Source organism: Pseudoclavibacter sp. VKM Ac-2888, assembly GCF_015351285.1.
Classification (GTDB): domain Bacteria; phylum Actinomycetota; class Actinomycetes; order Actinomycetales; family Microbacteriaceae; genus Pseudoclavibacter.
In genome coordinates, this window is record NZ_JADKSM010000002.1 from 206628 (window position 1) to 231204 (window position 24577).

General features: G+C 68.4%; 26 protein-coding genes and 2 tRNA genes. 19 read left to right on the top strand and 9 right to left on the bottom strand.

What is annotated here, in order from left to right; translation table 11 throughout:
- Positions 1 to 43 precede the first annotated feature (43 nt).
- Positions 44 to 649 carry a phosphoribosylanthranilate isomerase gene (locus tag ITJ61_RS16375; protein ID WP_194686863.1) on the top strand — a complete coding sequence of 202 codons (606 nt, stop codon included), beginning with the start codon at positions 44 to 46 and terminating at the stop codon, positions 647 to 649.
- Between the two features lie 97 nt (positions 650 to 746).
- Here ITJ61_RS16375 and ITJ61_RS16380 read toward each other — a convergent pair whose 3' ends face one another.
- Positions 747 to 1673: a LysR family transcriptional regulator gene (locus ITJ61_RS16380; RefSeq protein ID WP_194686864.1), complete on the bottom strand. Its 927-nt coding sequence runs from the start codon at positions 1671 to 1673 to the stop codon at positions 747 to 749.
- Positions 1674 to 1745: 72 nt separating this feature from the next.
- Between ITJ61_RS16380 and ITJ61_RS16385 the strand changes: the two genes are divergently transcribed.
- Positions 1746 to 2741, top strand: a complete 996-nt coding sequence (locus ITJ61_RS16385; protein WP_194686865.1) for an EamA family transporter — start codon at positions 1746 to 1748, stop codon at positions 2739 to 2741.
- 149 nt (positions 2742 to 2890) lie between these two features.
- Here ITJ61_RS16385 and ITJ61_RS16390 read toward each other — a convergent pair.
- A tRNA-His gene (locus ITJ61_RS16390) sits at positions 2891 to 2966 on the bottom strand.
- A gap of 49 nt (positions 2967 to 3015) precedes the next feature.
- On the bottom strand, positions 3016 to 3636 hold the full coding sequence (gene orn, locus ITJ61_RS16395) for an oligoribonuclease (protein WP_194686866.1): 621 nt from the start codon (positions 3634 to 3636) through the stop codon (positions 3016 to 3018).
- A 79-nt stretch (positions 3637 to 3715) separates the two neighbouring features.
- On the opposite strand from orn, the gene ITJ61_RS16400 reads away from it, so the two are divergent.
- A tRNA-Arg gene (locus ITJ61_RS16400) sits at positions 3716 to 3788 on the top strand.
- 180 nt (positions 3789 to 3968) lie between these two features.
- On the opposite strand, the gene ITJ61_RS16405 is transcribed toward ITJ61_RS16400, so the two are convergent.
- On the bottom strand, positions 3969 to 4238 hold the full coding sequence (locus ITJ61_RS16405; protein ID WP_194686867.1) for a hypothetical protein: 270 nt from the start codon (positions 4236 to 4238) through the stop codon (positions 3969 to 3971).
- Between the two features lie 452 nt (positions 4239 to 4690).
- On the opposite strand from ITJ61_RS16405, the gene ITJ61_RS16410 reads away from it, so the two are divergent.
- Together ITJ61_RS16410 and ITJ61_RS16415 are read left to right on the top strand one after the other, a co-directional pair.
- Positions 4691 to 5848 (top strand): GDSL-type esterase/lipase family protein, encoded by a 1158-nt coding sequence (locus tag ITJ61_RS16410; RefSeq protein WP_194686868.1) that lies wholly within the window; start codon positions 4691 to 4693, stop codon positions 5846 to 5848.
- A gap of 43 nt (positions 5849 to 5891) precedes the next feature.
- Positions 5892 to 7058: a hypothetical protein gene (locus ITJ61_RS16415; RefSeq protein ID WP_194686869.1), complete on the top strand. Its 1167-nt coding sequence runs from the start codon at positions 5892 to 5894 to the stop codon at positions 7056 to 7058.
- A 24-nt stretch (positions 7059 to 7082) separates the two neighbouring features.
- Here the strand turns inward: ITJ61_RS16415 and ITJ61_RS16420 are convergent, their stop codons facing one another.
- Entirely contained in the window at positions 7083 to 7805 is a 723-nt protein-coding gene (locus ITJ61_RS16420) for a CPBP family intramembrane glutamic endopeptidase (RefSeq protein WP_194686870.1), read from the bottom strand.
- A gap of 67 nt (positions 7806 to 7872) precedes the next feature.
- On the opposite strand from ITJ61_RS16420, the gene ITJ61_RS16425 reads away from it, so the two are divergent.
- The 7 genes from ITJ61_RS16425 to nadE all read left to right on the top strand — a co-directional run bounded on the left by ITJ61_RS16425 (position 7873) and on the right by nadE (position 15314).
- The gene (locus ITJ61_RS16425; RefSeq protein ID WP_194686871.1) at positions 7873 to 8457 is read left to right on the top strand and encodes a TetR/AcrR family transcriptional regulator; all 585 of its coding nucleotides are present in this window, start codon (positions 7873 to 7875) and stop codon (positions 8455 to 8457) included.
- A gap of 164 nt (positions 8458 to 8621) precedes the next feature.
- Positions 8622 to 11282: an aminotransferase class I/II-fold pyridoxal phosphate-dependent enzyme gene (locus ITJ61_RS16430; RefSeq protein ID WP_228497161.1), complete on the top strand. Its 2661-nt coding sequence runs from the start codon at positions 8622 to 8624 to the stop codon at positions 11280 to 11282.
- A 136-nt stretch (positions 11283 to 11418) separates the two neighbouring features.
- Positions 11419 to 11628 carry a heavy-metal-associated domain-containing protein gene (locus ITJ61_RS16435; protein ID WP_104240733.1) on the top strand — a complete coding sequence of 70 codons (210 nt, stop codon included), beginning with the start codon at positions 11419 to 11421 and terminating at the stop codon, positions 11626 to 11628.
- Position 11629: 1 nt separating this feature from the next.
- Entirely contained in the window at positions 11630 to 11809 is a 180-nt protein-coding gene (locus tag ITJ61_RS16440) for a hypothetical protein (RefSeq protein WP_104240734.1), read from the top strand.
- The gene (locus tag ITJ61_RS16445) at positions 11806 to 14085 is read left to right on the top strand and encodes a heavy metal translocating P-type ATPase (protein WP_194686872.1); all 2280 of its coding nucleotides are present in this window, start codon (positions 11806 to 11808) and stop codon (positions 14083 to 14085) included. The genes ITJ61_RS16440 and ITJ61_RS16445 overlap by 4 nt, the downstream gene beginning before the upstream one ends.
- Positions 14082 to 14396 (top strand): metal-sensitive transcriptional regulator, encoded by a 315-nt coding sequence (locus tag ITJ61_RS16450; protein WP_104240736.1) that lies wholly within the window; start codon positions 14082 to 14084, stop codon positions 14394 to 14396. The genes ITJ61_RS16445 and ITJ61_RS16450 overlap by 4 nt, the downstream gene beginning before the upstream one ends.
- A gap of 96 nt (positions 14397 to 14492) precedes the next feature.
- A complete protein-coding gene (gene nadE, locus ITJ61_RS16455; RefSeq protein WP_104298870.1) occupies positions 14493 to 15314 on the top strand; it encodes an ammonia-dependent NAD(+) synthetase in 822 nt (273 codons plus the stop codon).
- A 44-nt stretch (positions 15315 to 15358) separates the two neighbouring features.
- Here the strand turns inward: nadE and ITJ61_RS16460 are convergent, their stop codons facing one another.
- Complete coding sequence (locus ITJ61_RS16460) at positions 15359 to 15643, bottom strand: hypothetical protein (protein ID WP_104298871.1); 285 nt, start codon at positions 15641 to 15643, stop codon at positions 15359 to 15361.
- 96 nt (positions 15644 to 15739) lie between these two features.
- Here ITJ61_RS16460 and msrA point away from each other — a divergent pair, with 96 nt between their 5' ends.
- The 5 genes from msrA (at position 15740) to ITJ61_RS16485 (ending at position 19832) form a co-directional block, all read left to right on the top strand.
- Positions 15740 to 16261, top strand: a complete 522-nt coding sequence (gene msrA, locus ITJ61_RS16465) for a peptide-methionine (S)-S-oxide reductase MsrA (protein WP_104240739.1) — start codon at positions 15740 to 15742, stop codon at positions 16259 to 16261.
- 172 nt (positions 16262 to 16433) lie between these two features.
- Positions 16434 to 16985 carry a single-stranded DNA-binding protein gene (locus ITJ61_RS16470; protein WP_104298872.1) on the top strand — a complete coding sequence of 184 codons (552 nt, stop codon included), beginning with the start codon at positions 16434 to 16436 and terminating at the stop codon, positions 16983 to 16985.
- A 49-nt stretch (positions 16986 to 17034) separates the two neighbouring features.
- The gene (locus tag ITJ61_RS16475) at positions 17035 to 17490 is read left to right on the top strand and encodes a DUF6993 domain-containing protein (RefSeq protein ID WP_104341500.1); all 456 of its coding nucleotides are present in this window, start codon (positions 17035 to 17037) and stop codon (positions 17488 to 17490) included.
- A gap of 46 nt (positions 17491 to 17536) precedes the next feature.
- Entirely contained in the window at positions 17537 to 19219 is a 1683-nt protein-coding gene (gene ettA, locus ITJ61_RS16480) for an energy-dependent translational throttle protein EttA (RefSeq protein ID WP_104240742.1), read from the top strand.
- 115 nt (positions 19220 to 19334) lie between these two features.
- Positions 19335 to 19832 (top strand): acyl-CoA thioesterase, encoded by a 498-nt coding sequence (locus tag ITJ61_RS16485; RefSeq protein ID WP_104240743.1) that lies wholly within the window; start codon positions 19335 to 19337, stop codon positions 19830 to 19832.
- A 54-nt stretch (positions 19833 to 19886) separates the two neighbouring features.
- Here ITJ61_RS16485 and ITJ61_RS16490 read toward each other — a convergent pair whose 3' ends face one another.
- Positions 19887 to 20861 (bottom strand): acyl-CoA thioesterase, encoded by a 975-nt coding sequence (locus tag ITJ61_RS16490; protein WP_104298875.1) that lies wholly within the window; start codon positions 20859 to 20861, stop codon positions 19887 to 19889.
- Positions 20862 to 20914: 53 nt separating this feature from the next.
- Between ITJ61_RS16490 and ITJ61_RS16495 the strand changes: the two genes are divergently transcribed.
- Positions 20915 to 21631, top strand: a complete 717-nt coding sequence (locus tag ITJ61_RS16495) for a hypothetical protein (RefSeq protein WP_104306285.1) — start codon at positions 20915 to 20917, stop codon at positions 21629 to 21631.
- Positions 21632 to 21708: 77 nt separating this feature from the next.
- The gene (gene gdhA, locus ITJ61_RS16500; protein WP_104240746.1) at positions 21709 to 23055 is read left to right on the top strand and encodes an NADP-specific glutamate dehydrogenase; all 1347 of its coding nucleotides are present in this window, start codon (positions 21709 to 21711) and stop codon (positions 23053 to 23055) included.
- Between the two features lie 40 nt (positions 23056 to 23095).
- Here gdhA and ITJ61_RS16505 read toward each other — a convergent pair whose 3' ends face one another.
- Together ITJ61_RS16505 and ITJ61_RS16510 are read right to left on the bottom strand one after the other, a co-directional pair.
- Entirely contained in the window at positions 23096 to 23548 is a 453-nt protein-coding gene (locus ITJ61_RS16505; RefSeq protein WP_323744398.1) for a globin, read from the bottom strand.
- The gene (locus tag ITJ61_RS16510) at positions 23548 to 24474 is read right to left on the bottom strand and encodes a mechanosensitive ion channel family protein (protein WP_194686873.1); all 927 of its coding nucleotides are present in this window, start codon (positions 24472 to 24474) and stop codon (positions 23548 to 23550) included. Before ITJ61_RS16510 ends, ITJ61_RS16505 begins: the two co-directional genes overlap by 1 nt.
- Positions 24475 to 24577 lie beyond the last annotated feature (103 nt).

Below are 24577 nucleotides of genomic sequence, written 5' to 3' on the forward strand. Positions count from 1 at the left end.
GAGCGAGGCGACCTCTCCTGCATCCACGTCCTAGGATGCTCGCGTGTACGTCAAAGTGTGTGGCCTGGATTCTGTCGAGTCGGCGGCGGTTGCCGTCGAGAGCGGAGCCGACGCGGTCGGCATCGTGATGAGCCGCACGAGCCCGCGCAGGCGTCCTGCGGAGGAGGCCGCGAAGATCTTCGGTTCCGTTGCGGCGGGCGTCGATCGGGTGCTGGTCGTGCACGACATGTCGGCCACGGATGCCGCCGAGATCGCGGGAGCGGTCGGCGCGAACGTGCTGCAGCTGCACGGCTCCTACTCGGGCGATGAGGTTCGAGCTGCCGGCGCGATCTTCCCGCGGATCTGGCGAGCCACCTCGCTCGCCGACGACCCTGAGCTGCGCGTCGGGGCGTTCGGTGAGGAACTCCTGCTGCTGGATGCGCCGAGACCTGGGTCTGGCGAGCGCTGGGACCTCTCGGAGCTCGTCCGTCGTCGCCCCGAGGGGCACTGGCTGCTGGCAGGCGGCCTGCACCCGGGGAATGTGGCAGAGGCGATCCGCCAGGCAGGGCCCCGGGGCGTCGACGTGTCGAGCGGGGTCGAGTCGAGCCCGGGCGTCAAGGACCACGCCCGGATCCGCGCCTTCGTGGAGGCCGCGAAGCGCGCCGGCTGACCGCTCGTGGCCCCTCGGGCAGCTGTGCGAAATGTGCGACGAACGGGAACCCATCGCCGAATCCGGCGTGCCTGCGTCGTCTGAGCTCTGAAGCTGGTCAGGGACGCGGTGGGTCGACCTCCGCGAACTCCGCCTCCAGGTCGGCGCCCGCGGCGGTGAGGTGGTCGAGCACCGTGCGAACGGCGAAGCGCGCCTGACGGTCTGGACGGGCGATGGCGACGATGCTGCGCACGGACCGCACGCCGTCGAGCGGGCGCAGCACCACCCCCGTGCGCGGGCGAGTCGTGAAGCGCGGCAGCAGCGCGAGCCCCGTGCCGGTTGCGACGAGCGCTTCCACGAGTCGGTTGTCGCGGAGCCGCTGCACTCGATCCAGGTTGGTGCTCGTGGCGTTCTCGACGGCGATCAGGATGCTGTCGAACGGGTAGCCGACGGGCACACCCACCCAGGTGGTGCCGAGCAGATCGCCAGGGACGAGGTGGTCGAGGTGCGCCAGCGGATGCTCGGACGGCAGGGCGACGTCGATCGGCTCCCGGGCGAGGACTCGCGTGTGCAGGTGCTCTGCCCCGCGCGGGACGTCTCCCGTGAGGCTGTGCCCGATGACGATGTCGGCGTCGAGGGTTCGCGCTGCGTACTCGGACTCGGCGAGGTCGAAGTCGTCGAGGTCGAGGTGGATCGCCGACCCGGCCGTGCGGCGGAGCAGGCCGGGGACAAGCGCCTCGCTGGCGCTCGGGAGCGCGCCGATCGAGACGGTGCCGCTCGGCTCGCCGAGGCTCGCCTCGAGCTTCGCCTGCACCTCGGCGAGCGCCCGTCCCACGTCGTCGGCGCCGTCCGCGAGGATCCTCCCGGCCGCGGTGAGGCGCAGCCCTCGGGAGAACGGCTCGACGAGGCTCGCGCCGAGCTCCCGCTCTGCGGTCCTCAGCTGCTGCGACAGGGCGGAGGGGGTGCGGTGCGTGGCCTCGGCCACCGCGGCGAGCGTGCCCCGCAGCGACAACTCGCGGAGCAGCTCGAGGTGGCGGAATTCCATGTAGGGAGCCTACAGTTATCGGTCACGGATCATCACTGGTGCTTCAGGGTGAGCGCGCCGCACACTGATCCCGTGCCTCCTCGCCATGTCGCCCTCGCCTGCCTCGTCGCAGTCCTCTGGGGCGTGAACTTCCTCGCCATCCACGCCTCGCTCGAGCAGTTCCCGCCGTTCTTCCTCATCGCCCTGCGCTTCGGGCTGCTCGCGATCCCGACGATCCTGTTCATCCCGCGCCCCAACGTGAAGCTGCGGTGGCTCGTCGGGTACGGGCTCGGCTTCGGCACCCTGCAGTTCGTCGGGCTCTACCTCGGTATGGCCGCGGGCTTCCCCACGGGGCTCGCGTCGCTCGTGCTGCAGATGTCGGCGCCGTTCACCGTGCTGCTCGGCGCGATCTTCCTCCGCGAGAAGCTCACGACGCGGCGTGTCATCGGCATCGCGGTCGCGGTCGCCGGCCTGCTGCTGGTCGGCGTCGCCCGGGGAGGCGCCGGAAGCTGGTGGCCGTTTGTGCTCGTGGTGATCGGCGCGTTCGGCTGGGCCATCGGCAACATCTCGAGCCGACTCGCCGAACCGCCGAAGCCCCTGCACCTGACGATGTGGATGGCCGTGGTGCCTCCCCTCCCCATGCTCGCCGTCTCGCTGCTCGTGGAGGGGCCGGAACAGATCTGGGCGTCGCTCGCGACGGCGTGGACCGCCGCGGCGGTTCCCGCGTGGATTGGGCTCGTCTACACGATCGTGCTCGGCACGGTCCTCGGCTCCGGCATCTGGGTGTGGCTCATGAAGCGCCACCCGGCGGGTGTTGTCGCACCGTTCTCGATGCTCGTCCCCGTGGTCGGCATCTCGACAGCGTGGCTCGTGCTGGGGGAGCGGCCCGGCCCGCTCGAGCTCGTCGGCGGTGCGATCGTGCTCTTCGGGGTCCTCTGGGCGAGCCGCATGCCAGCCGCAGCGCTCGTGCCGGCCCCGGAGCCGGGCATCCCGGAGCCACCCGTCGCCGAATCGCCTCCCCTTGAGCTGCCTCGTCCCGAGTCGCCTATCCCCGACTCACCGAAACTCGAGGCCCCCGCGCCTCGCTAGAAGCACGCGGGAGGCGCAGATTCCCGGCACTGGGAACCTGCGCCTCTCGCGTGGATGCGGCCGGACTGTCTTCGCACAGACCCGGCCCAACGACGAAGGCCCCGAGTTCCCCGCACTTGAAAGTGCAGGGAACTCGGGGCCTTCCAACATGGGGTGAGTAACGGGGCTTGAACCCGCGGCCTCCTAGACCACAACCAGGCGCTCTACCAGCTGAGCTATACCCACCATGTCTGTCGCACGCGTGCTCTCGCTCGCCTGCGACTACGAGAGTCTATTACAGATTTTGGGCGAAGTCGTTCACCACTTCTGCTGCGACCTCTCGAAGCTCCTCGCTGGTCGGTCCGGGCTCGGGTACGAGCACCGCCTTGCGGTAGTACTTGAGCTCGCGGATCGACTCGAGGATGTCGGCCTTCGCGCGGTGGCCGCCGTCCTTGTCGGGGGAGTGGAAGTACACGCGGGGGAACCAGCGGCGCGACAGCTCCTTCAGGGTGGAGACGTCGACGTTGCGGTAGTGGAGGTGCTGGTCGACCTCCGGCATGTACTTCGCGAGGAACATGCGATCGGTGCCGATGGTGTTGCCCGCGAGCGGCGCCGTGTTGGGCACGGGGACGTGCTTCTTCAGGTACGCGAGCAGCTGCGCCGTCGCGGTCTCGAGGCTTGCGCCGTTGGGGATCTCCTCGATGAGCCCGGACGTGGTGTGCATCTGCGTCACGAACTCGCCCATGTTGGCCATGGCTGCGTCGCTCGCCGAGATCACGATCTCGAAGCCCTCGTCGAGGATGTTCAGGTTGCTGTCGGTGACAAAAGCGGCGACCTCGACCAGCTCGTCGATGGACGGGTCGAGGCCTGTCATCTCGCAGTCGATCCAGACGAGACGTTCCTGAGCAATAGGCATGAGGGACATCGTAGTGATTCCCCGGGTTTCGTGGCGGCCAGTGCACCCTTTCGTGGCCCGCTATGCTGGCTGGGATCGCGCCCCAGTAGCTCAGTGGATAGAGCAACGGCCTTCTAATCCGTCGGTCGCAGGTTCGAATCCTGCCTGGGGCACTCATTGTTGCCTGTCTCACCGGTCTCGAGGAGATCGAGTTCGGTGCGCTCGTAGCCGGAGCCGTGGGCTTCCTCCTCAGGCGCATCCGCCCCGAAGAGCTCGTGGCGGTGATCCTCGCCGTCGACCCCGGGGACGCCGTGGTGTCTCCACGCAGGGCCGTGCGGTTGTCGCTCGGACTCTCAGAAGAGGGAGTTGACGAGCACTCCGCCCACACCACCGGCGAGCATGGGGAGGAGTGCGGCGATACCGAGTGCCGCCGCCGTTGCCGCCGCCAGTCGGGGCTGTCCAGGCCGGAGGAAACCAATGACTCCGAGGACAGTTGCAACTATGGCGAGCACGATGACAGGCATCCGCAGCAGCGTGAAGATCTCTGCGACGTTGAAGGGCAGCTGGTAGGCAGCATCGGGGACGAAGGGTGTGAGACCCGCAGCGATTGTTTGAGCGACCACAAGCGCTACTGCCACCACGAGGGCCGCGCGTCCGATCGGATTCCGGGCTTGCGCGCTCGAGTCCTCGCGACGGCTGGAACTTGGGCCTGGCATCGAAACCGCTTCTTCGGTCATTTCGCAAGTATGGCAGGGCGGCGTTGTCGAAGGTGTCCATTGCAAGCTCATCCGCCGCTGGACGTCGATGGCGTTTCTTTGGATTCTCGACGCTGGGGAGGCCCTCGCTCGCGTTTGTCTCCTTGCGCGATCAAGCCGAGTCTGACAAAAATCTGCCGTTCGCACGATGCCTGTGGCGACCCGCAGAAGCGGTGCAAGTGTGAGAATGGGCGCGTCTCTTCCGGCCGACAGCTCCTTGGAAGGGCAGCCGACATAACCTGTCGGTCGCAGGTTCGAATACCAGGCACCCTTCTCCGCAGCTCCTCGGCCCGGCCGACCTCGATTCCGGAGGCACTCTCGTGAACGTCACCCAGCTCTCTCCCCAGCTCGTGCGCGGCGCCGCGGAACTCGAGCAGACCGACCGGGGCGTTCGGCCCCACCGGCTGCCCGAGGCCGTCCGGTCGCAGTTCCCGGATCCGCAGCTCCTCCTGGTGGAGGCTCAGCCCTCTGGTGTTCGCGTGGTCTTCGATACGGCAGCCGCGAGCGTCGCGCTCGAGCTGCACCCCACGAGATCCGCCTACGCCGGCATCGAACGTCCTCGCGGGCGCGTCGATGTCTTCGTCGACGGCACGCGGCTCGTCAGCGACGAGCTGACGGGCGGCGACGCCGTCGAGGTCGACCTGCAGACCGGGGCGACGTCGTTCCACACGGGCGCGACGCACACGACGACGATCTCGGGGCTCGCGACGGGCGAGGTGAAGCGAGTCGAGTTCTGGCTTCCGCACAACGAGTCGGTCGAGCTGGTCGAGCTGCGCTCGGACGCACCGCTTGAGCCGGTCACGTCGGCGGGCCCGTTGTGGCTGCACCACGGCAGCTCCATCAGCCACGGTTCGAATGCGTCCGCCCCGAGCGACATCTGGCCGGCCGTCGCGGCCCGCCGAGCTGGCGTCGAGCTCCTGAACCTCGGGCTCGGCGGCAGCGCGATGGTCGACCCGTTCCTGGCCCGCGTCCTGCGGGACACGCCCGCGGACTTCATCAGTGTGAAACTCGGCATCAACGTCGTGAACGTCGACGCGATGCGCATCCGGGCGTTCGTGCCCGCCGTCCACGGCTTCCTCGACACGATCCGGGACGGGCATCCAGACACCCCGATCGTGCTCATCTCGCCGGTCTTCTGCGGCATCCACGAGCACACGCCAGGCCCTGGCGCGCTCGACCCGGAATCGCTCGGGGCCGGACGCGTGAAGTTCCTGGCGACGGGCACCCCGGGGGATGAGTCGCAGGGGCGCCTCACCCTCAGCGTGATCAGGCGCGAGCTCGCCTCGCTCGCCGAACGCCGTGCTGCCGACCCGAAGCTGTACTTCCTCGAGGGCACCGAGCTCTACGGCGAAGCGGATGCGGAGCTGCTGCCGCTTCCCGACGACCTGCACCCTGGTCCCGAAGCTCACCAGCTCATGGGCGAGCGCTTCGCGGCGTACGCGTTCTCGCCCGGAGGACCGTTCCGGCCGTCGTCCTGAGCGCAGCAGACGCGTCTCCGGGCCGCGCCTGGCACGATGAAGCATGCCCTCTCGACTGCGGATGATCTTGGACGCGCTCACGCTCTCCGAACGCGATGCGCCGGTCCGGTCGCTGGTCGAGGCGTTCGGCGGCGCCCCTGCCTGGGTGTCCGAGGTGCTGGTGGGGGAGCCGGCCGTGCGGTCACGGCGGCTGCGGTTTGCCTCTGGTGGGGAGCTGATCCTGCAGGACGACGCGCTCGTCGCCGTGATCCTGCACACGGTGCCCACCGCCCACTCGCCATCGGCGATCGACCTGTCCGAGTGGCTCGAGGGCGCCCACAACGCGGCGACGCTCGACGACCTCAAGAAGGTCATCGCCGGACGCCGCCGCTTCGCCGGGCTCGGCACCCCCTACTTCGAGCTCGACGACGGATACGCGCGGGCGGAATTCCGCGACCGCCGCGGCTGGAATGACCCAGGCAACCTCGTTGCGCTCGTCTTCACACTCGAGCAGCCGGGCCTCGTCGTCCGCCCTGAAGACGATCTCTGCCCCAGCTGCAGCGGCCTCGTCGTGCGCGACCGGGCCGGCGCCTGTGACCTCGAGCGCACCATCGACGCGATCGCGGAGGCGCTCGCGGCCGGCCTCCTCCAGGAGAGCGCCAGCTGGGTGCGCCTGTCGGATCTTCGCCCCCTCCACGCCTCCGGCCTCATGGAGCGGGTCGAGAGTCAGCTGACCTGCCTCACGTGCCGCCGCATCCTCTGCGTCACGCTCGTTCGTGGCGGCACCCCGGTCGTCAGCCACCTCGCGTTCGACCAGGCGCGGCGGCACCGGCTCGGCGCGATCCCGCCGGTCGAGCAGTGGGGCGACGCGGCACGCATCGCGGAAGAACGAGACGCCATGCGCTACGTCGACCACGAGCCCGGGCGCTGGTTCCTCGTCGCGCAAGGCGAGCGGCTGTACCTCGACGCGAGGTACGTGGTGACGAACATGGTCGACGACTCCGCCCTGATCTGCCTCGATGAGGACGAGCTCGAGCAGTACCGCCTCGCGGGCCGCACGTACCTCAGTGAGCTCGCAGAGCGAATCCACAACGGGTCGCCCCACCGTGAGACCTCGCCCTACTTCTCCCGTGATCTCCGGCGAGGTCCGGAGGGTGCCGCCTATCGCGAGGCGGTGAGTCGGGCCATCGTCAATCACACGTGGCTGGCGGGGCTCCGCCAGCACGGCTAGCTCGCCGTGCCGTCGGCTGGGGTCTCAGAGCTTCGCCAGCACGGTTGGGATGAGGATCGGCGCGTTGATCAGGAAGTGGAGGAGCATCGTCGCGACGAGGTTGCGACGGATGAGGGTGAACGCGACGAGCGCCAGGGTGCCGACGAGCTGATGGAACAGCCAGCTCGGCCCGAAGAACACCACGTGGGGCGCGATGAAGATCACGAGGCTCACCGCCGCGCCGATCCACCGCGAGTGCAGGAGCGATCCGAGGCGCTCCTGCAGGTAGCCGCGGAAGGCCACCTCCTCCGTGACGGCGGCGGTGACGATGAGCAGCAGGACCCCGGCGATGCTCATGCTCGTGATCGTGGCGACACCGCTGTTCTCCTCCTGCGGGGCCACGAGGCTGGCGATCCAGGACCACGCCATGACGCCCCCGAAGGCGGAGAAGGCCCACTCGATGTCCTTGCTGGTGGGCTTCGTGATGAGCAGCGAGGCAAGCCCCCGACGCTCGCCCCAGAGCACGAGTGCGATCAGGAGGAGCGCCCCGAGCCATTTCCAGGCGTTGCTCGACGCGGGTCCCGCCATACCCAGTCGGAGGTCGATGCCTGCCAGTTCCGGAACCGGCGGGCCGTTGTAGACGACCCAGAACAGCAGGAGCCCCGCGAGGAAGATCCAGCCGTCACGCGTCCGCGGCTCGAACGTCGGCGTGCCGATGCCGCCGCGCGCGGCGTGCCTGTCGATTCGCTCCTCCGTCGTTTCGCTCATGCTCTAGAGTAAACACTCTAGAGTGAACGCTCTACATCGGTTTCGAGAAGGTGGCGGGAGGCAGCGGATGGCGGCACGCACCGGAGGAACGCGCACGGCGATGATCGAGGCCGGCTCTCAGCTCATCGCCGAGCTCGGCTACGCGGGGGCGACGACGGCACGGATCTGCGCACGCTCCGGTGTCTCGTCCGGGACCTTCTTCCATCACTTCCCGACGAAGCTGCACCTTCTGGTCGGCATCCTCGAGGCGGATGCAGCGCAGTCGCGCACCCGGTTCGCAGCGCTCGCGGAACGCGCCCCGGACGATCCGCGAGGTGCGCTGCTCGCCTGGCTCGACCTGCTGCTCGAGGAGGCGAGCGATCCGCACCTCGCCGGCTTCGTCGCCGGCCTGAGTGCAGCACCGAGCGACGAGCGCGTCGAGCAGCTGCTCGAGGAAGTCGCGTCGGGGCAGCAGGGTGCGCTCGAGGCGATCATCACGGCCGGGCAACGTGAGCGGCTGTGGCGCTCCGATATCACGGGTGACCGGCTCGCCCTGTGGGTCGGGGTGATCGCCGACGGAGTCCTGACGCGCAGCGTCGAGGACACGACCTTCGACGCATCGGGCGCAGCTGACGAGCTGCATGACCTGATCCGCCGCTACCTGGCGCCCTAGGCACGGTTCGGTCGCAATTCGTCGCGTGGCCGAGAAGCGTCCGGTGCTCTGGAAGAATGGCGAGCGTGACGAGCTTCGATGCCGCAGGTCTCCACGATTCCGCCAACACCGCGATCGACGCTGATCGTCGCGCCTCCGGTCACAGCCTGGAGCGAGATCCGGGCATGCCGACCAGCACCTGGCGCCTGCGTAGCGACGCATGGGAGTACCTTCGCTTCGCGATCAAGCGGCTCGAGTCGGGGCACGAGACGTCGAGCATTCTGGATGCAGACGGCGAGATCTCGCGAAACCTCCGCGCCCTCGAGACGCTCGAGCTGTACTGGGCGGGCTTCGGGCAGCGCTACGTCGCCGAGATCCGCGAGTCGCTCGACAAGGGCGAGTACTCGACGGCCCTCGAGCGCATCGGCCGGGTCGTGAGTCGGCTGCGGGGCACGAGCATCCCCGCCGACCACCGCGAGGACCGCCTCGACGAGGCGGAGCGTGCAGAGCTGCAGGACGACGCCGACCCGCGTCCTCGCTTCGAGGTGCTGCTCGTCGACGAGACGACCACCGCCGACCGGGACGCGCTGCGCGCCGACATCCTCAAGCTCCGCAGCGCCGCGGATGCGTTCGTGTACGACTACGTGATCGTGCCGTCCGCGGACGACGCCGTCGCGGCCGTGCTCACGAACCCGAACATCCTCGCCGTCATCATCCGCCCCGGCTTCAGCGACCGCAGCCAGCAGCGCCTCAGCCGCGACATGCGCGAGACCATCGACCTGGCCCACGTCGACTCGGCGGGGACCACGGCGACGTCGCGCTCGAGCCTCGCCTCGGTGCAGCGCGTGCTCGGGCTCGCCGACACGCTCAACACCCTCCGTCCCGAGCTCGACCTGTACCTCGTCGCGGGCGCGCACATCGAAGACCTCGCCGGCGTCCTCACGCGACGCTTCCGCCGCGTGTTCCTGCGCGAGGATCAGCTCGAGCTGCACCTGTCGTTGCTGCGGCGGGTTTCCCACCTCTACGACACCCCGTTCTTCACGGCGATCCAGGAACACGCCAGGCGCCCAGCCGGTGTGTTCCACGCCCTGCCGATCTCGCGCGGCGGGTCGGTGGTCACCTCGAAGTGGATCACGGACCTCGTCGACTTCTACGGCCTCAACCTCCTGCTCGCCGAGACGAGCGCCACCTCGGGCGGCCTCGACTCGCTGCTCGCCCCGGTCGGAGCGATCAAGAAGTCGCAGGAGCTCGCGGCCCGGGCCTTCGGGGCGAAGCACACGTTCTTCGTCACGAACGGCACCTCCACGGCCAACAAGATCGTCCACCAGGCGCTCGTCTCTCCCGGCGACATCGTGCTCGTCGACCGCAACTGCCACAAGTCGCACCACCACGCGCTCATGCTCACCGGGGCCCGCACGGCCTACCTCGAGGCCTATCCGCTCAACGAGTTCGCCTTCTACGGGGCGGTGCCCCTCGACCGCATAAAGCAGCTCCTCCTCGACTACCGCGCGGCGGGGCGCCTCGACGAGGTGCGCCTCGTGACGCTCACGAACTGCACTTTCGACGGCATCGTCTACGACCCGGAGCGGGTCATGGCGGAGTGCCTCGCCATCAAGCCTGACCTCGTGTTCCTCTGGGACGAAGCCTGGTTCGCGTTCGCCGCGTTCCACCCCATCACCCGCCGCCGCACGGCCATGGCGGCCGCGAAGCACCTCGAGGATCGCCTGGCCACCACCGCGCACGCGACCGCCTACCAGGAGCAGCGCGCTCGCCTCTTCGACCCTGAGACGGGCGAGCCTGCTGCCGACGAGGTGTGGCTCGCCGAGCGGCTCCTGCCTTCCCCGGATGCACGGATCCGGGTCTACGCCACGCAGTCGACCCACAAGACCCTCACCGCGCTGCGTCAGGGCTCGATGATCCACGTCTACGACAAGGACTGGTACCGAGAGGCGGAGGAGCCGTTCCACGAGGCGTACATGACGCACACCTCGACGTCGCCGAACTATCAGATCCTTGCCTCGCTCGATCTCGGGCGACGCCAGGTGGAGCTGGAGGGGTTCGAGCTCGTCCAGCGTCAGCTGGATCTGGCGACGAGCATCGCGCAGGCCATCGCGCGTCACCCGCTGCTGCGCCGCACCTTCCGTGTGCTGTCCGGCCACGATCTGATCCCGGCCGAGAATCGCGCCAGCACGAGACCCATGCCCCACCGAGACGGGTTCTCGACGATGTGGCAAGCGTGGGAGGAAGACGAGTTCGTCGTCGACCCGAGCCGGATCACGGTGGAGATCTCGCGCACGGGTGTCGATGGTGACACGTTCAAGCACGAGCACCTCATGGATCGCTACGGCATCCAGGTCAACAAGACGAGCCGCAACACCGTGCTGTTCATGACGAACATCGGCACCTCCCGCAGTTCCGTCGGCTACCTCATCGAGGTGCTCGTGAAGCTCGCGGAGCGCTTCGAGGAGGAGTCCCAGGCGCGGGAGATCGACGGCGAGCGCCCCGCGCCCGCGCCGATGCCGCCGCTGCCCGACTTCAGCGCATTCGCGCCGGAGTACGCCTCAGCCGACGGGCTCCCGGACGGCGACCTGCGGACCGCGTTCTTCCGGGGTCAGCGCCGGGCGAACATCGAGCACCTCAGCCACGCCCAGCTCGCCGAACGGGTCAAGGGCGGCGCCGCGCCGATCTCCGCGGGCTTCGTCACGCCCTACCCGCCAGGGTTCCCCGTGCTCGTGCCAGGGCAGCTCGTCACCGACGAGGTGCTCGACTTCATGGCCGTCCTCGATACGCGCGAGATCCACGGCTACGACCCGCTGCGCGGCTACCGGATCCTGCGCGAAGACTGATCTGCGCGCACCTCGGTCGGCGACTCTCAGCCGTCGCAGGATTCTGGATCTGAGCCTGGGAATACCTGCCAGGGGTATACGGTTACACACACCGTACATACCCCCAGGGGGCACTGCCCCGGCAAGGAGATCCAGGATGACCACCACCACATACCAGGTCACGGGCATGACCTGCGCCCACTGCGAGCGCGCCGTCACTCAGGAGGTCAGCGACCTCGCGGGCGTCGCGAGCGTCGACGTCTCGGCCGAGACCGGGCGCCTCGTCGTCGAGAGCGCAGAGCCCCTCGACGATGCGGCCGTGATCGCCGCCGTCGATGAGGCCGGCTACGCAGCGACCAGGGCCTGACGTGAACGTGCCGGTCAAGCTCAGCCTCTACGCCGCGCTCCTCGCGGCGGTCTTCGGCGCGGCCTTCTTCACGGCGCAGCTCGCCGTCGACGCGGGCCCGGCTGACGACTGGCGCCCACAGATCCATCAGACCCCAGACGAGCAGTCCGAAGCCCCCGAGCACGGAGAGGGAGAACGATGAACACGACGACCGACATCGAGCTCGAGATCGGCGGTATGACCTGCGCCTCCTGCGCGATGCGCATCGAGAAGAAGCTCAACAAGCTGGACGGCGTCACCGCATCCGTTAACTACGCGACCGAGAAGGCCCGCGTCAGCGCACCGGATGGGCTCGACCCGCAATCCCTCATCGACGAAGTCGAGAAGACGGGCTACACCGCCGCGCTGCCGACTCCGGAAGCGGCAGAACCGAGCCAGGGGTCTGCGGATGCTGATCCCGAGCTCGCGAGCCTGCGCCAGCGACTCATCGGCAGCATCGTCCTCTCCGTCCCCGTGATCCTGCTCGCCATGGTCCCCGCCTTCCAGTTCACGTACTGGCAGTGGGCCTCGCTCGCGCTCGCGGCGCCGGTCATCGTCTGGGGAGCCTGGCCCTTCCACAGGGCGGCCTGGATGAACCTCCGCCACGGCAGCGCGACGATGGATACGCTCATCTCGGTCGGCACGCTCGCCGCCTTCGCGTGGTCGCTCTACGCGCTCTTCCTCGGCACAGCGGGCGAGGCGGGCATGACGCACCCGTTCGAGTTCACCATCGCCCCCTCCGACGGCGCGGCCAACATCTACCTCGAGGTCGCAGCCGGCGTCACGATGTTCGTGCTCGCCGGTCGCTACTTCGAGAAGCGATCCAAGCGACAGGCCAGTGCGGCCCTCCGTGCTCTCCTCGAGCTCGGCGCGAAAGACGTCGCCGTCCTGCGTGGGGGAGCGGAGACCCGCATCGCGATCAGCGAGCTGCGCGTCGGCGACGAGTTCGTCGTGCGCCCCGGCGAGAAGATCGCCACAGACGGAGTCGTCACGGGTGGCCGCTCCGCCGTCGACGCCTCGATGCTCACCGGAGAGTCCGTCCCCGTCGAGGTCATCGAAGGCGACCGGGTCGTCGGTGCGACGATCAACGCGGGTGGGCGCCTCGTGGTTCGCGCGACGAAGGTCGGCGGCGATACCCAGCTCGCGCAGATGGCGAAGCTCGTCGAAGACGCCCAGACCGGCAAGGCCGAGGTCCAGCGACTCGCTGACCGCATCTCCGGCGTCTTCGTCCCCATCGTCATCGTCATCTCCGTCGCGACGCTCGGCGCCTGGCTCGGCGCCGGCTTCCCCGCCGCGGCTGCCTTCACCGCGGCCGTCGCCGTGCTCATCATCGCCTGCCCGTGCGCGCTCGGCCTCGCGACCCCCACGGCGCTGCTCGTCGGCACCGGACGCGGCGCGCAGCTCGGCATCCTCATCAAGGGTCCAGAGGTCCTCGAGTCCACGCGCCGAGTCGACACGATCGTGCTCGACAAGACCGGCACGGTCACGAGCGGCAAGATGGCCCTCGTCGGGGCATGGAGCGCGGATGGCGTCTCGAGAGGTGACCTCCTCAGGCTCGCGGGGGCGCTCGAATCCGCGTCGGAGCATCCCATCGCTCGCGCGCTCGCGATCGGGGCCGCAGCAGAGGTCGGCCCACTGCCCGCCGTCGACGCCTTCCAGAACCACGAGGGCACCGGAGTGCAGGGCATCGTCGATGGCCACCTCGTCGTCATCGGACGCGAGCAGCTGCTTGCCGACTGGGCCATAGAGCTGGGCGAGGAGCTGGCGACTCGCAAGCGCGAGGCCGAGGCCCTCGGGCAGACGACCGTCATCGTCGCCTGGGACGGCGAGGCGCGGGGAGTGCTCTCCGTGGCCGACACCATCAAGCCGACGAGCGAGCGTGCCATCGCCGAGCTGCGCCGCCTCGGGCTCGCCCCAGTGCTGCTGACCGGCGACAACTCCACCGTCGCGAAGCAGGTTGCGGCCGCAGTCGGCATCGATGAGGTCATCGCCGAGGTGCTGCCGCAGGAGAAGGTCGAGGTGATCCGCCGCCTGCAGGGTGAGGGGCGCGTCGTCGCGATGGTCGGAGACGGCGTCAACGACGCAGCGGCACTCGCCCAAGCCGACCTCGGTCTCGCCATGGGAACGGGATCGGACATCGCCATCGAGGCTGCCGACGTCACGCTCGTGCGCGACGACCTCCTCGCCGCGGTGGATGCGGTCCGCCTCTCCCGTCGCACGCTCGGCACCATCAAGGGCAACCTCTTCTGGGCGTTCGCCTACAACGTCGCGGCAATCCCGCTCGCGGCGCTCGGCATGCTCAACCCCATGCTCGCAGGCGCGGCCATGGCATTCTCGAGCGTGTTCGTCGTCGGCAACAGCCTTCGGCTTCGGGCCTTCCGAGGCCTCGAAGCTCCGACCGCCACCCCAGAGCACACACCACGAAAGGCAGCATCATGAGCGAGATCACCGAAGCGGGCGGCCACGCCCATCACGGCTACATCGAGGACAAGAGCAGGTACCTCACTCGACTCAAGCGCATCGAGGGGCAGGCGAGGGGCATCCACCGGATGGTCGACGAGGAGCAGTACTGCATCGACATCCTCACCCAGATCTCCGCGATCACCTCCGCCCTCGAGAACGTCGCGCTCGGCCTCATGGACGACCACCTGAAGCACTGCGTCGCCGACGCCGTGCGGCTCGGGGGAGCCGAAGGCGAGCAGAAGCTCAAGGAAGCATCCGATGCCATCGCCCGTCTCGTGCGCAGCTGAGCGGTCTCGCTCCGGGTCGCGGCGGCGACACTCTGGGTGCTTGCCCCTGAAAATGACTCCCCACCGAAACAGGCGCTCGCTAGGATCGGTCGCACCATGAGCGCACAACAGGAAATCATCACGGCCCTCGGCGTGAAGCCGGTCATCGATCCAGCGGCGGAGATCCGGGATCGAATCGCCTTCATGCGCGACTACCTGCTCGCAAGCGGCTCCAAGGGGCTCGTGCTCGGCATCAGCGGCGGCCAGGACTCGTCTCTGCTCGGCAAGCTCGCCCAGCTCGCCGTCGAGCAGGTCCGCGCGGAGGGTGGCGAGGCGACGTTCGTCGCGGTCCGCTTGCCGCACGGCATCCAGGCCGACGAAGACGACGCGCAGCTTGCGCTGGACTTCATTGAGCCGGACGAGCGCATCAGCTTCGACATCAAGCCAGCGACCGACGGTCTCCAGCATGCCTTCCTGCAGGCCATGGGCCGTGCCATCACCGATTTCAACAAGGGCAACTCCAAGGCCCGCCAGCGCATGGTCGCGCAGTACGCCATCGCGGGTGAGCGCGGCTTCCTCGTGCTGGGCACCGACCACGCGGCCGAAGCCGTCACGGGGTTCTTCACGAAGTACGGCGACGGCGGCACCGACCTCAATCCGCTCGCGGGGCTCACGAAGGGCCAGGGTCGCCAGCTGCTCGAAGAGCTCGGTGCTCCGGAGCGGCTGTACGTGAAGGCGCCCACCGCCGACCTGCTCGATGAGACCCCCGGTCAGACCGACGAGGCGAACCTCGGTCTCAGCTACACCCAGATCGACACCTACCTCACGGGTGGGGAGGTCGATGCTGAGACAGCAGCCCGCATCGAGGCCCTCTACCGGAAGACCGAGCACAAGCGGCAGCTGCCGGTGCTGCCCACCGATACCTGGTGGCGAGCCTGAGGATTCCCGGCCACGAAGCCTTCTCGGGGTGAGGGCGGCGCTGCTCAGAGGTAGCGGAACGCCTTCACCGCCTCGGGGAAGTCGGAGAACTCGTCGAGCGTGAGGAACGTGGTGGTCGTGCGGCTCATGCGGGTCGCGGCATACACCACGCCCGAGCCGCGCGGGTGCTCCTCGACGTAGCCGCGCACTGCTCCGTTGGACCCCGTGATGCGCCACCGCGCGGCGTGGACCTGAGTGGCGGTCAGCTCGGCGAAACGCTGGGTGAATGGTCCGGTGCGGGGCGCCAGAACGGGAGTTTGCGTGGGCTGGGTCAGCTGCGTCGTGAACATGAGGTCAGGCTAGGAGCGACCACCGACATTCTTCGTCCGGTGCCGTGTTCGCGCAGGGCTCAGCCAAGTTCTCGCGCACCGGCGTAGCCTGGCCGCATGACCGAATTCGTGCTTGCAGGTGGCTGCTTCTGGTGTCTCGATGCCGTGTACAGGAACGTCAAAGGCGTCAGCGATGTGATCTCCGGCTACACAGGTGGTGAGCACCCGAAGCCCGACTACGAGCTGGTGTGCACCGGCACGACCGGGCACGCCGAGGCGGTGCGCGTCGTCTTCGACGAGGACGTGGTGCCGGCTGATGTCATCCTCGACATCTTCTTCACACTCCACGACCCCCGCCAGCTCAACCGACAGGGGAACGACGTCGGCACCCAGTACCGCTCCGCGATGTACTACGCCGACGACGCCCAGCGGGAGCTCTTCGAAGCCGCGCGCGACCGTGCCGACGAGCTCTGGGGTGGCGGCATCGTCACCGAGATCTCGCCGCTCGGCCAGTACTTCGATGCCGAGGACTACCACCAGGACTTCTTCGCGAAGAACCCCGGCCAGGGCTACTGCAACTTCGTCGCCGTGCCCAAGGTCAACAAGGTGCGGTCGAAGTTCACGCAGTACATGCTCTGATCTCCCGGCACTCTGCCGACAGGGCGCCTGTGCACGCGATGCCGTGCACAGGCGCCTTTCCCATGGGCACGATCGTCTCCTCCCAGCTCGACACTGGTGCCACGATCCGGCGCGGAGCTCCCGGCACGAGCGCCGCGCCGGATCGCATCGCAGCCAGATCCAAGGGGGAGACATGCACGACCACATCACGCTCATCGGTAACCTCGGCAGCAAGCCGGAGCTCACGACGACGCCGAGCGGGCAGCTCGTCGTGAACTTCCGCATCGCCACCAACTCTCGTCGCCTGAACCGGGCGACGAACAGCTGGGAGGATGTCGACCCCAACTGGTACGACGTGGCCGCCTGGGGAGACCTCGCGACGCACGCGGAGAAGTCGCTCGAGAAGGGACAGCGGGTGATCGTCGTCGGCAAGCTCCGGATGCGCAGGTTCGACTCGCAGAACGGGCCTCGCACGAAGCACGAGGTGGTGGCGGATGCGCTCGGTCACGACCTCACGGCGGGCTCCTCGACGTTCGCGAAGCGTCTGCGCGTGCGCCAGGATGAGGGCGGCGCTGACCAGCGGCAGCGAGTCGGCGGGGCGCAGGGGCAGGGAGGAATGCAGGGGCACGGCGGAATGCAGGGTGAGGCCCCGCCGGAAGCAGATGAACCGGCGCCAGCACCCGACGAGGTGGAGTGGCACAAGCCGCCCGTCTCCGACGAGAGCGAGTACCAGCCGCCCTTCTGAGCGCCTGGCCACCTACACTGGTGACCGCCCCGTCCGAGAAAGGTCACGAATGCGCCGTTTCGCTCTCATCGCCCCAGTGGCTCTGGTGGCGGCGCTGGCGCTGGCGGGATGCTCGTCGCAGGAGGCGCAGCCCCCGGCCGAGACGACCGCGGCCGCCGAGGCGACGCAAGCGCCACCCGCGGCCTTCGTTCCCGGCGGAACGGCGAGCGACAACAAGCCGATCTTCGACGAGACGAACCTGCAGACGATCGCGAGCAATGGCTCAGCGAGCTCCGTCGAACTCGTCGACGGGCTCACCGCGACCGGCTTCGACAAGGCCGCCATGGAGGTCACGTTCGACCGCACGAACGTAGATCTCGAAGCCGACTACATCATCGTCTCCGTGAAGATCGGCGAGGAGTGCCTCGTCGGCCAGCGCGGCCCACGCGGCTACACCTCGGACATCGTCGCCCCCGTCAGCACGGGCAAATGCCTCATCGGACTCACACAGCCCATCACCTGGTAGCGGAGCGCCGCGCGCCGAGTGCCAACCAACTCCTAGACTGGAACCCATGGCCGAGTACATTTATCAGATGATCCGCGCCCGCAAGGCGGTCGGAGACAAGCTCATTCTCGACGACGTGACGATGTCGTTCCTCCCAGGTGCCAAGATCGGCATGGTCGGCCCCAATGGGGCCGGTAAGTCCACGATCCTCAAGATCATGGCTGGCCTCGACACCCCGTCGAACGGCGACGCGACCCTCAGCCCGGGCTTCACGGTCGGCATCCTCATGCAGGAGCCGGAGCTCGACGAGTCGAAGACGGTTCGCGAGAACGTCGAACTCGGCGTCGCCGAGACGAAGGCGAAGCTCGACCGCTTCAACGAGATCTCCGCGCTCATGGCGGAACCCGACGCCGACTTCGATGCGCTCATGGAAGAGATGGGCACCCTCCAGGAGTACATCGACCACGTCGATGCCTGGGACCTCGACTCGCAGCTCGAGCAGGCGATGGACGCCCTCCGCCTCCCACCGGGAGACGCCGACGTCAGCGTCCTGTCGGGTGGTGAGAAGCGCCGCGTCGCGCTCTGCAAGCTCCTGCTCGAGAAGCCCGACCTGCTGCTCCTCGACGAGCCCACGAACCACCTCGACGCCGAGAGCGTGCTCTGGCTCGAGCAGCACCTCCAGAAGTATCCAGGCGCAGTCATCGCCATCACGCACGACCGGTACTTCCTCGACCACGTCGCCCAGTGGATCGCCGAGATCGACCGCGGCCGCCTCCACGGCTACGAGGGCAACTACTCGAGCTACCTCGAGAAGAAGCAGGAGCGTCTCAAGGTCCAGGGCAAGAAGGACCAGAAGCTCGCGAAGCGCCTCGAAGAGGAGCTCGCCTGGGTGCGCACCAACGCCAAGGGCCGCCAGGCGAAGTCGAAGGCGCGCCTCGCCCGCTACGAGGAGATGGCTTCCGAGGCCGAGCGCACCAGGAAGCTCGACTTCGAGGAGATCCAGATCCCCGCAGGCCCCCGCCTCGGCAGCATCGTCCTCGAGGCGAACAAGCTGAAGAAGGGCTTCGGCGAGCGAGTTCTCATCGACGGGCTCAGCTTCTCGCTGCCCCGCAACGGCATCGTCGGCATCATCGGACCGAACGGTGTCGGCAAGACGACCCTCTTCAAGTCGATCGTCGGCTTCGAAGAGCTCGACGGTGGCGAGCTCAAGATCGGCGAGACCGTCAAGCTCTCCTACGTCGACCAGTCCCGCGGCGGCATCGACCCCGAGAAGAACGTGTGGGAGGTCGTCTCCGACGGCTTCGACTACATGCAGGTCGGGAACGTCGAGATCCCGTCACGGGCCTACGTCTCCACCTTCGGGTTCAAGGGACCAGACCAGCAGAAGAAGGCAGGCGTGCTCTCCGGTGGTGAGCGCAACCGCCTCAACCTGGCGCTCACCCTCAAGCAGGGCGGCAACCTGCTGCTGCTCGACGAGCCCACGAACGACCTCGACGTCGAAACGCTCTCGAGCCTTGAGAACGCGCTGCTCGAGTACCCCGGCTGCGCCGTGGTCATCACGCACGACCGGTGGTTCCTCGACCGCATCGCCACGCACATCCTCGCCTACGAGGGCACCGAGGAAGACCCGAGCCACTGGCACTGGTTCGAGGGCAACTTCGAGGGCTACGAGGAGAACAAGATCGAGCGCCTCGGCCCAGACGCGGCGAAGCCGTCGCGGATGACCTACCGCAAGCTCACGAGGGACTAGTCCCACCAAGAACCCCGGGGTCGCACAGTGCGACCCCGGGGTTTCCTCGTCCCACCCCGCCAGACGACGTCGGCTCGCGCCGGCGCCAAGCAGACACGAAGGACCACCGACTCCGATGCGCTTCCACGTTCCCACGCTCCTCCGCTGGAGCGACCTCGACGCCTACAACCACGTCAACAACTCGCGTGTGCTCACCCTCCTCGAGGAGGCCCGAGTCCGCGCGTTCTGGAACATCGGCGCATCCAACGACGACGAGCGCCCCCTCGCGATCATCGACGCGGCCGCGGAGGGTGGCGACACGCTCACCCTCATCGCCCGCAACGAGATCGAGTACCTCGCCCCGATCCCGTACTCCACGAAGCCCCTCGACGTGCAGCTGTGGATCTCCAAGATGGGCGCCGCCAGCGCGGAGGTCGACTACGAGATCTGGAGCCCCGAAGACGCACAGCCAGAGGGCGGCGAACGCACGAAGTACGTCATCGCGTCCTCGACGCTCGTGTTCATCGACGCGGCGACCCAGCGGCCGCGGCGCATCAACGACCGCGAACGCGACGCCTGGACCGCCTACCTCGACGAGCCCCTCACGTTCCGCGGCGGCCGCAGCAACGCCTGACCGGGCGCGGGGCGCTATTGGCCTTCCTGGCGCCCTGGCCCCCAGCGCTGCGGTTCAGCGGCGCTTGCGGCGAACCATGCCCTCCTGGGCCACCGTCGCGACGAGCGCGCCGTCACGCGAGAACAGCTGGCCTCGCGAGAGGCCACGCCCGCCGCGCGCGACCGGGGAGTCCTGCACATAGAGCAGCCACTCGTCAGCCCGCGCATCCCGATGCCACCACACGCCGTGGTCGAGACTCGCAGCTCGCAGCCCCGGCGTCGACCAGGTCAGGCCGTGCCCACGCATGATGGGCTCGAGGATCGAGTAGTCGCTTGCGTACGCGATCGCCGCGCGGTGCAGCAGCGGGTCGTCCGGCATGCGCTCCACCGCCTTGATCCACACCGCCTGCGCCGGCGTCTGATCGGCGGCGGGCTCGAGGTACACGGGCCCGTTGACGTGCCGCATCGTGAACGGCCGCTTCATCAGCCAGTACGCGGCGAGGGACTCCGGCGCCTCAGCGCCGAGCGTCGCCTTCACCGTCTCGAGGAGATCGGCCTCACTCGGGAGGTCATCCGGATCGGGGATGCCCTCCGGCATAGACACCTCGTGCTCGAACCCATCGTCCACGTCCTGGAACGACGCGATCATCGACCAGATCGGCTGCCCGCTCTGGAACGCGCTCACGGCGCGCGTCGTGAACGAGTTTCCGTCGTGGATGCGGTCGACGGCGAACGTGATCGGCAGCTTCACGTCGCCGGGACGCAGGAAGTAGCCGTGCATGGAATGCACGGGGCGCTCGCCCGACACGGTCCTGGCGGCCGCCACCAGCGACTGGGCCGCCACCTGGCCGCCGAACACGCGGCCGTGGGGCATCCATTGGCTCGGACCCGTGAAGATGTCGTCACGAGTGCGGGCACCCGTGTCGGTGAGGTCCAGCGTGTGCAGGAACGCTTCGAGCGGCGACAGCGCCTCCAGGGCGTCGAACGAGAGCGGCGCCGGCTGCTGCGGCGCGGGTGAGTGCGAGGGCGACTCGGGAACCAGATCTGCCATCTCAGCAGTCTAGGGACCCGCTGCCCCCGGAGAACTGAGTAGGTTAGAGGGCAATGTCTCCCGTTCTCCGCATCCCCGATCTGCACGCCGCACGCGACCTCGAATCGTTCCTCGGTCGAGCCGGTCGCATCGAGGACGGGGCCGTGCGCATCGTGCAGGCCGGCACGGTTGCGGCGTTCTGGGTTCCCATGCTGCGACCGCAGGGACTCCTCGACACTTCGCCGCTCGTGCTCGGCGTCCGCGCGCTGCGAGCCGAACTCGAGGGGGCGGCTGACGACGACGTCCACGCGGGAGCGTTCGATGTGACCGTCCCCCTGCGGGGCCTCCTCGATCGCCTTGCTCGCCGTCGGACGGCCGGCGGTGACGCCCCGTCAGGGGAGGCGGATGCGGCCGTCGGGTTCGACCTCGCCGTCCCGCCGGAGCGCCTCCGCGAATCGTGGGCGGGCATCGCGGCACCGACCGGAGGCTGGACCCAGGCCGGGGCGCTGTCGGCGGCCACGCTCATCGCCGCCGCAGACCAGGGCATCGCCGAAGTCGCCGATGCCGTGCCGGGCAACCTGGGCACCGCGCTGGTCGAGCGCGTGCGCACGGAGGTCTGGACGCGCGTGATCGACGAGCAGAGCGGCCTCACGAGCGGAGCCGCCTTCGCCGCCCTCAGCCTCGGCTTCCTGCGCTCGGGTGAAGAGACCCGCATCCTCACCGCCGGAGCCTGGCTCCGACTCGAGACCACGCAGGGCAACGTGCTCCTGCGATCCAGCTCGGCACGCTGAACGCTGCCGTCGCCCACTGAGCGAGTCGATCGCTCAGCACCGGCGCACCCTGTGCGCCGCACCCCCGGAGGAAACCCATGGACCGCAGCATCGAACGGCTCAAGAAGGACATCTTCGCGAGCAACGCGGGGGAACCGGAGTTCCATCAGGCAGTGACCGAGGTGCTCGACACGCTCGGTCCAGTGCTCGAGCGCCACCCCGAGTACTTCGAGCTCGCGGTCATCCGCCGGCTGAGCGAGCCGGAGCGGCAGATCATCTTCCGTGTGCCGTGGGTCGACGACAACGGGCACGTGCAGGTGAACCGCGGCTATCGCGTCGAGTTCAGCTCGGCGCTCGGCCCCTACAAGGGCGGCCTGCGCTTCCACCCGTCGGTGAACCTCGGGATCATCAAGTTCCTCGGCTTCGAGCAGATCTTCAAGAACGCGCTCACAGGCATGCCGATCGGCGGCGGGAAGGGCGGCGCCGACTTCGACCCGCGCGGGCGCAGCGACCGCGAGATCATGGCCTTCTGCCAGTCGTTCATGTCCGAGCTGTACCGGCACATCGGTGAGCACACGGATGTGCCTGCCGGCGACATCGGCGTGGGCGGGCGCGAGATCGGCTACCTGTTCGGTCAGTACAAGCGCCTCACCAACCGCTTCGAGGCCGGCGTGCTGACGGGCAAGGGCATGACGTGGGGCGGGTCGCTGGTCCGACCCGAGGCGACTGGCTATGGGACGGTGCTGTTCGCGCAGGAGATGCTCAAGACCAAGGGCGACGACCTCGACGGCAAGGAGGTCGCGGTCTCCGGTTCCGGCAACGTCGCGATCTTCGCGATGGAGAAGGCCGTGGCCCTCGGAGCGAAGGTGGTCTCGGCCAGCGACTCCTCCGGTGCGGTGTACGACCCTGACGGCATCGATGTCGAGGTGCTCAAGCAGCTGAAGCTCGTCGAGCGGAAGCGTGTCGGGGCGTACGTCGACCGGGTGGGCGGGCGAGCGGAGGCGCTGTCGAGCGCCGCCGCGATGTGGCACGTTCCCGTCGACATCGCGCTCCCGTGCGCGACGCAGAACGAGCTCGACGGGGATGCTGCCGCGGCGCTGGTCAAGAACGGCGTGCGGGTCGTCGCCGAGGGGGCGAACATGCCGTGCACGAAGGAGGCTGCTGACCGGTTCCGGGCGGAGGAGGGTGTCCTCTTCGGCCCGGGCAAGGCCGCCAACGCCGGCGGTGTCGCGACGAGTGCGCTCGAGATGCAGCAGAACGCGCAGCGCGACTCGTGGACGTTCGAGTACACCGAGGCGCGTCTCGCGGAGATCATGCGCGACATCCACACGCGCTGCAGCGAGACGGCGGAGGAGTACGGGAAGCCGGGCGACTACGTGATCGGCGCGAACATCGCCGGCTTCTCACGGGTCGTCGACGCGATGCTCGCGCAGGGCGTCGTCTAGCCGCGGCCGCGTCGGGCGACCACGGCCGTTGGGGCCGGGCTCAGGAGGCGGACTCGGCTCCGGGGCTCGGCTCGAAGGTGTTCACCATCGCGGTCGCCGCGCGGTCGAAGTAGTCGGCCATCTGCTGGCGGTGGATGGGGGAGAGGTCGAGCTGGTCCATGGCCCCGTGCATGTGCCGAAGCCAGTGCTCTCTCGCCTCCGGGTTGATGTGGAACGCGTTGTGGCGCATCCGGAGCCGCGGATGTCCGCGTTCTGCGCTGTACTCGCTCGGCCCGCCGAAGTACTGGGCGAGGAAGTGGCCGAGTCGCCAGGTCGCTCCCTCGAGGTCGTCCTGCGGGTACATGCGCCACATGAGCTCGTCGTCGCGCACCCCCTCGTAGAACGCGTGGGCCAGCTTGTCGAAGGCGGGCATGCCGCCGATCTCGTCGTAGAGCGTCGGCAGGGCAGAGCCCCCGCCCTCTGAGGCCCGGAGGTGGATGGGGTTGTTCGTCATCAGGCGGTTCCTCCGGCCGTCGGCTGGCCGTCAGCCCCATCGAGCACGATCGCCTTCAGGGACGGCAGGTTGATATCGGCCGACTTTAGCGCGTCCTGAGTGCGGGCCCGCAGCTCTCGCTCCACTTCCCAGCGCGTGCCAGGGCGGACGCGGATGGTGAGGCGCAGGACAACAGCGTCTGAGGAGATGGACTCCATGCCCCACATCTCGGGAGTGCCGATGAAGTAGTCCATCCAGTCCGGGTCTTCGGTGAGCTCCTTCGCCGCATGGAGCATGACCCGCTCGACGTGCGCGCGGGACGTCTCGTAGGGAACCGCGAGGTCGAACACGATGCGGTTCCAGCCCTGCGAGAAGCTGCCGACGCGCTGGATCTCGCCGTTGCGGACGAACCACAGCGTGCCCTCGACGTCGCGGATCTGCGTGATGCGCACGCCGACCTTCTCGACGACACCCGTCGCCTCGCCCATGTCGATGACATCGCCGACGCCGAGCTGATCCTCCATGACCATGAAGAGGCCGTTGAGGACATCGCCGACGATGCGCTGCGCGCCGAAACCGAGACCGGCACCGACGGCCGCGCTCAGTAGGGAGAGGGACGCGAGGATGCCCGGATCGATCTTCGCGATGATCATGACGATGAGGATGACCACGATGAGGACGTTGACGATGTTCGTCAGCACCGACCCGATCGTGCGCGTGCGCTGCACCGTCCTCACCGCTGCGAGCGGCGAGCGGACCGAGATGGCCTGCGTGTCCGTCACCCCGCGCTTCTTCTTGACGCCGCTCACGATCTGCTTCACCGAGCGGTCGATGAGCCGCAGCAGGATCCACCGGAACACGAACGCCCCGAGGATGTAGAAGACGATCGTGATGGGGATGTCGAAGGGGGCGAGCGCGGTCGTGAGGGAAGTCCAGAATTCTGCCATAGCGCCTCGAGTGTAGGCGGATGCGCCTATCCGTCTCGTGTGAGGCACGTCCGAGCTGCGTCGATACGGAATAGGCGGGCGCCTGCTCCGGTTGCCACACGTA